Annotated in this window: 6 protein-coding genes and 1 pseudogene; all 7 read left to right on the forward strand. The window is 57.5% G+C overall.

From position 1 onward, the window contains the following. Positions 1-239: 239 nt before the first annotated feature. Positions 240-608: a hypothetical protein gene (locus tag M9902_RS11630; protein ID WP_297223186.1), complete on the forward strand. Its 369-nt coding sequence runs from the start codon at positions 240-242 to the stop codon at positions 606-608. 541 nt (positions 609-1,149) lie between these two features. Beyond that, on the forward strand, positions 1,150-1,686 hold the full coding sequence (locus M9902_RS11635) for a zeta toxin family protein (protein WP_297223188.1): 537 nt from the start codon (positions 1,150-1,152) through the stop codon (positions 1,684-1,686). Between the two features lie 60 nt (positions 1,687-1,746). Next, a complete protein-coding gene (locus M9902_RS11640; protein ID WP_297223190.1) occupies positions 1,747-1,998 on the forward strand; it encodes a hypothetical protein in 252 nt (83 codons plus the stop codon). A gap of 172 nt (positions 1,999-2,170) precedes the next feature. Then, complete coding sequence (locus M9902_RS11645; RefSeq protein ID WP_297223193.1) at positions 2,171-2,446, forward strand: BrnT family toxin; 276 nt, start codon at positions 2,171-2,173, stop codon at positions 2,444-2,446. Beyond that, entirely contained in the window at positions 2,370-2,678 is a 309-nt protein-coding gene (locus tag M9902_RS11650; protein WP_297223194.1) for a BrnA antitoxin family protein, read from the forward strand. Before M9902_RS11645 ends, M9902_RS11650 begins: the two co-directional genes overlap by 77 nt. A 225-nt stretch (positions 2,679-2,903) precedes the next feature. Then, positions 2,904-4,061: pseudogene (locus tag M9902_RS11655) on the forward strand (IS3 family transposase). 1,296 nt (positions 4,062-5,357) lie between these two features. After that, positions 5,358-5,882 carry a DUF2726 domain-containing protein gene (locus M9902_RS11660; RefSeq protein ID WP_297223196.1) on the forward strand — a complete coding sequence of 175 codons (525 nt, stop codon included), beginning with the start codon at positions 5,358-5,360 and terminating at the stop codon, positions 5,880-5,882. The last annotated feature ends 543 nt before the right edge of the window (positions 5,883-6,425 follow it).

Consider the following 6,425-nt stretch of genomic DNA (forward strand, 5'->3'; position numbering starts at 1 on the left):
CGGATGCATTCGGATACCTCAACTATGACCTCTATTTTCTAACCTGGAAACAACCAGCCCACTCGAATTATATCGTCCTTTCATTAAACCACTCAATATTTTGGCCAACTATGTTCATCCCTGTCGCCGCAACATGGGCCGGAATTTACGCACTTGTTCCAGCTATTGCGTGGATCAAGCGCGGCTTCAAGCCTTAAATTTGGCTAATCCACCCCGCTTCACTCAGATTTTAGGCCCCAATGAACGACCAGTCTCGCGAACAGTGGCTCAAGGACATTCAGGACTACTTCCGTGATGTCCAGTCGTACAACACCACGGTTATTACGGTTGGCTACGCAACTTTTTTCGGCCTACTGTTCTTTCTTCAGGACAAAGTTCATAGCCAGCTGCTGTTCTGGGCTGGCCTTTTCGTTGCACTATCAGCCTCAATCTTTGTAGCCTTCGAGCTAATCAACAATATCAAGCTCGCTTTGTTCCAGCGCAAATCTGGCGCCGAGGGCAAGCGATTCTTTCGCTTTTGGGCTTGTTTTTTTATTCCGTCAGTACTTTTGGCCGCCGCCGGCGGGAGCTTGCTTGTCTGGTTATTCTTGTGCAAACTTGTGGCCTAACAATTCGTTCAAGCCGACCCCGCTTCGTGGCGGCGCCTGCGTGCTTGCGATACGCTAGCACTCAGCCGCCGCCACTACGCAGGTCGGCTTAACTCAGGCGTTAGGCCTATGCCCAGATACTGCAGCTATTGCGGCAAGGAACTTCGGCAAGCCCGTGATTTGCACCATCTCTGGCTAACACCGTTCGAGTGCACTGGACTCGGGCCGTCGCATCACTTCCTCGAGGTTGCCGATCCCCGCTGGGTATTTCCGCTTCTCGACATGCAACCAGGCGTTATGGCGCGGCTGAGGAGAGCAGATGCAGCGCTTGTCGAGCTGGCCGCCTCGAGAATCCGGCGCGTAGACTACAAAACCGTATCAATCGTAGCCTTCGAGCACACGCTGCTGGGCTGCTACCGAGAGCAGGATCATGCGGTCGTCGGCTCATAGGCCTAACAATTCGTTCAAGCCGAGACCGCTTCGCGGCCTCGGCGTTGTGCTGTAATTGTCACACCGCCGCGGCCGCAAATCGGTCCGGCTTAACTCAGGCGTTAGGGCGCAAATGGAAAATAACCGCATCTTCCAGATCAACATCGGCAGCGAAATCGATCGGTTATTCGACGACTCTTCGCTCGCACACAATGACCACCCCAAGGCCGTCATCCTCATGGGCGGCGTGGCAACGGGCAAGACGCACCTTCGAATCAAGAATTACTCACAAGGTTTCGTGCTAATTGATGCAGCGGAAATGTTCCACCACCTGAGTCGCGGCGATGCAATGCTAGATTTTCCTGACGCATTCTTAGAGCCGCTTAACCTTATTGGCCCGCTTGTTTCGCAACGCGCAATTTCAGAACGGCGCAACATCGTTACTGAGATTATTGGTGCTGATCAAGATCCAACATTTGAGCTCATCGAGACGCTAGAAGCTGCCGGCTACTTAGTTGACGTAGTCGCTCTCACTTGTGACTTTGAGGAGTCGGTAAGGCGCAACGAAAATCGCGGGGACAACATTTCGGCCTATTACGCCGAGGCATTCCAACGGCAGTGGATCATTGATGCCTGCGGAGAGTCTGCCCGTGGATCGGTTGCGCCCTAACAATTCATTCAAGCCGACGCCGCTTCGCGGCGCGGCTTAATTCAGGCGTTAGACCGCTCAATGTCAGACAAATCGTTTATCGAAATAATCGAGACCGTGTCACACCCCGAGCGCGCTGCTGCTCGCGCGTCTGCGCGGGCTGCTTCGGCTGCTGAAGATGCCAATTCGCTTGCCCTCAAAAAGCTGGAGCTCGAAGCCGCCAATGCCCTGGCTGCCCAGAAAGCGGCCAAAGCTGCGAGCGTCGCAGCAATTGCGGCTGCTGTTGCCGCGATCGTGAGTGCAATTTGTGCTGTCATTCAAATACTCCAATGAGGTTGGCGCGGTCTAACAATTCGTTCAAGCCGACCCAGCTTCGCGGCGGCAATGTGCTAAGGTTGGTTCGTTCTTATTTGCCGCCGCTACGCCGGTCGGCTTAACTCAGGCGTTAGACCGCTGCTGAGACAGAGCACTTGCAGTCTCTGCGCTTTGTATATACACTCTGGCCATGAAGTTCACTTGGTCAGAGCGCAAGCGCTCCCTCAACTTGAACCAGCATGGGCTGGACTTCGTTGACGCGCCTTCCGTCTTTGCCGGGCTGACCTTCACCTTCGAGGACGATCGCTTTTCCTACCAAGAACAGCGCTTCGTCACCCTCGGTCTGCTCGCTGGGATTCCCGTCTCAGTGGTTCATACGGAGACTGCCCATGAAATCCGCATCATCTCGTTCAGAAAAGCAACCCAACGTGAAGCGCGCATCTACTTCAGCCAAGTCCAAGACTGACTTCGCTCGCCTCCGCTCCAGCAAGGGCGCACCTGCGTCCGACCACCCTGAGGCAGAGGTGCGCCACATTGTGCGTGGCGTCGTCCGCCGCGGGCTGCAACTGCAAGCGCCAAAGTCTGCAATTTCGCTTCGTGTAGATCAGGACGTGCTGGAGTGGTTCAAGACTCAAGGCCCTGGCTATCAAACCAGAATCAATGCCGTTCTTCGTGCGTTTCGCGACGCATCGGTCTAACAATTCATTCAAGCCGACGCCGCTTCGCGGCGCGGCTTAATTCAGGCGTTAGGCGGCAATGTGAGTACTTCAGAAGTCCATCCGTCAAAGGACGAGCACGCACGCAGCACTCGCCCGCTTTTCATTACGCTGGGCTTCGTGCTGCTCGGTGGCTTCGTCGCCCGGGTTCACCCCCGTTTTCACGGACACTTACGAGAAGGCCGATCGAGGCCATGAGGAGTGTTCATGTCAATGCGAAGGAAGTTCAGCGAGGAGTTCAAGCGTGGCGCGGTTGAGCAGGCCAGCCGGCCTGGCGTCAGTTGTGCCCAAGTGGCGCGGGAGCTGGGGATTCGGGACAACCTGCTGACGCGCTGGAAGCGGGAAGCCCAGAGCCAGGGCAAGGCGGCGTTTGGCGGCGCCGGCACGCCGCGGGACGAGGAAGTGGCGCGTCTCAAACGCGAACTGGCCCGGGTGCAGAAGGAGCGGGATTTTTTGCGAGAAGCGGCGACGTTCTTTGCCAAGGGATCCTCCCGAGGTATCGGGTGATCGAACGTTGCCGCGACGAGTTTCCGATTCGACTGATGTGCCGCTGCCTGAAGGTATCGGCCAGCGGCTACTACGACTGGAGCAAGCGCTTGCCTAGTGCCCGCCAGCATGACAACGCACGCTTGCTCAGGCGCATTCGGGAGTTGCACACGGACAGCCGAGGCACCTTGGGTGCCGGTCGGATGCAGGAAGATCTTGCCGAGGAAGGCGAGACGGCAAGCCTGAACCGGGTGGCACGGATCATGGCTGCTGACGGACTGCAAGGCTGGCCGCGTCCGAAGCGGCGTGGTCAGCGCGGGAGCCCGCGCTGCAGCGCCTCTGGGTGTGCGCAACCACCTAGAACGGGACTTCACTGCGCTGGAACCGGAGACCAAATGGGTCACCGACATCACCGAACTCAAGACCGGCCAAGGCAAGCTGTACCTGTGCATCGTGCTGGACCTGTTCGACCAGCGCGTCGTGGGCTGGTCGATGCATCACCGGCAGGACCGACAGATGGTGATCCGGGCCGTGCAAATGGCGGTCTGGCAGCGTCAGGACAACCATCCGGTCATCCTGCACTCCGACCGCGGCAGCCAGTTCCGAAGCGGCGACTACCAGAACTATCTGGCGGCAAACAAGCTCGTGTGCTCGATGAGTGCCGTGGGCCATTGTGGCGACAACGCCGCCTGCGAGGGGTTCTTCGGCCTGCTCAAGCGTGAGCGTGTATACCGATCCAAGTATCCAACGCTCGCTGCCGCCCGGGCGGATGTGTTCGAATACATCGAGCGACGCCATAACCCAAGGATGCGACGCAGAGTCATCAGACAAGATCAGAAGTTTTCAGCTCTTTCCAAACCGTCCGTGATTTCGGGGTAGAACCCCCCTCATTTTCCTGTCGTCCGCGTTTTTTTATTGGGCAACTCGGCCCAACCTCACCGATTCGGGACGCCTGACCTTATTCTTCGCCCCATTCATCATCGGTCTCGCGCACGCGCTCGTTGTCGGGTTTCTGGTATGGCGCTCGTCTACTCACGTCGCTCCAGGCTTGCGATCAGGTGCACGCTTCGCAGCCGTCCTGTATTTAGCTCTTCAGCTTAGCCTAATTCTTATTTTCTTGGTCACAGGTAGTGGCACCGCCTAACAATTCGTTCAAGCCGACCCCGCTTCGTGGCGGCGCCTGCGTGCTTGCGGTACGCTAGCACTCCGCCGCCGCCACTACGCAGGTCGGCTTAACTCAGGCGTTAGGCTCGGCTGGTGTTCAAAAACTTGCAGAGTAAAGAGCCGGATAATTCTGCATGGGCACTGCTTCTGCACTCGGCCTTCTGCTTCGCCCCGGCAAGCGCCTGTTCCTCTTGCGCGGCCAGTACCGCGCACGCGCCGTCCAGCTTGTCGCTCAGTCCAGGCGCGCTCAACACGCTTGCGCCGCACGTCTTGCTTCAGGCTCGCTCAGTCAGCACTTTGGCGGCCAAGCACGCACATGCGACAACCATGCTTGCACTGCACGCCATGCAGCAGGTCTGCGCCATCCAAGCACCGTGGCGGCGGGTTCCGGCAAACGGTGGTGCAGCAATACACCGGCCAGTCCGCGCCTAACAGTTCGTTCAAGCCGAACCCGCTTCACGGCGGCAAAATTTTAAGGTATGTTCGTGCTCTATTGCCGCCGTGCAGCGGGTCGGCTTAACTCAGGCGTTAGGCCTCATGAAACAGGATCGCGCAAACATCGTGTATGTCGTAGGAGCGACTGTCTTATGGGCGGTGTTTGTTTTCTGCGGACCACTAGTCGCGACCTTCTGGTTTGTCTTTCCTCCAATACTCTTTGCGGTCGTGACCACCTTGGTTCTCTGCAATATCTTGGATGCGAGGCCAACATCTCAAGCGGTTCTTTCTCTAGTTCCTCCGATTGCTACGCTTCCATACCAATGGCTTAAGTGGAGGCATCTCGGCGACGGAGATTTGGGAATCCTAGGCCTTTGGCTGTTAGCCACCCCTGCGGCATTGACGGCATGTGCCTATTGGATGTTCGCTGTCATCAAAAGGCGAGAGGCCTAACAATTCGTTCAAGCCGACACCGCTTCGCGGCGTCGGCAAAGTCCCGCTAAGATTGTGACTCTGCCGCCGCCGCAAATCGGCGCGGCTTAACTCAGGCGTTAGGTGCCGAGGGGAGCACTTCGCATGTCATGGATCTGGTTATTTCTTCTCGTACTCGCCGTCTTTGTCGTTCTGGCCGCGCTCAAAGGCAAGTCCGGTGGCACCGGCTCCATCGACTTCCCGTACCAGCGCGGCAAGCCGCTCTTTTCAGCCGCAGAGCGATCATTTCTCGGCGTGTTGGATCAGGCTGTTGGGCCAGATCATAGGGTCTTTGGCAAGGTCCGGGTCGCAGATGTCGCTGCGGTCAAACCGGGCTTAAGCAACTCTGCGCGGCAAGGAGCACTCAATCGCATCGCTTCCAAACACTTTGATTTCGTTATTTGCCGCTCCGGGGATCTTTCGGTGATCTGCGCCGTTGAGCTCAACGACAAGTCGCACGCTAGCCGCAAGGCGCAGTCTCGTGACGAGCTGCTGGCCAATGTTTGCCGCGTCATTGACTTGCCGCTTCTCACGGTTCCAGCTAAGGCGGCATACTCACCGCAAGATGTACGGGCTCAGTTCTTGGCGGCAGTAGAGCCCGTGTCCGTGGAAGTCCGGGTTGGCACCTAACAATTCGTTCAAGCCGAACTTGCTTCGCTACACCAAACACATGGCAGAAAAAGCTTGCCATGTGTTTGGCTCCGCTACGCAAGTCGGCTTAACTCAGGCGTTAGGCTCGGCTGGTGTTCAAAAACTTGCAGAGTAAAGCGCCAGATAATTCTGCATGGGCGTTGTTTTTGCACCCGGATTTCTGCTTCGCCCCAGCAAGCGCCTGTTCCTCTTGCGCGGCCAGTACCGCGCACGCAACATCTTGCCTGTCGCTCAGTCCAGGCGCGCTCAACACGCTTGCGCCGCACGCCTTGCTTCAGGCTCGCTCAGTCAGCACTTTGGCGGCCAAGCACGCACATGCGACAACCATGCTTGTGCTGCACGCCATGCAGCAGGTCAGCGCCATCCAACCACCGTGGCGGCGGGTTCCGGCAAACGGTGGTGCAGCAATACACCGGCCAGTCCGCGCCTAACAGTTCGTTCAAGCCGAACCCGCTTCACGGCGGCAAATTTTTCAGGTATGTTCGTGCTCTATTGCCGCCGTGCAGCGGGTCGGCTTAACTC

Source organism: Thermomonas sp. (genome assembly GCF_023953935.1).
In the GTDB taxonomy this organism is placed as follows: Bacteria; Pseudomonadota; Gammaproteobacteria; order Xanthomonadales; family Xanthomonadaceae; genus Thermomonas.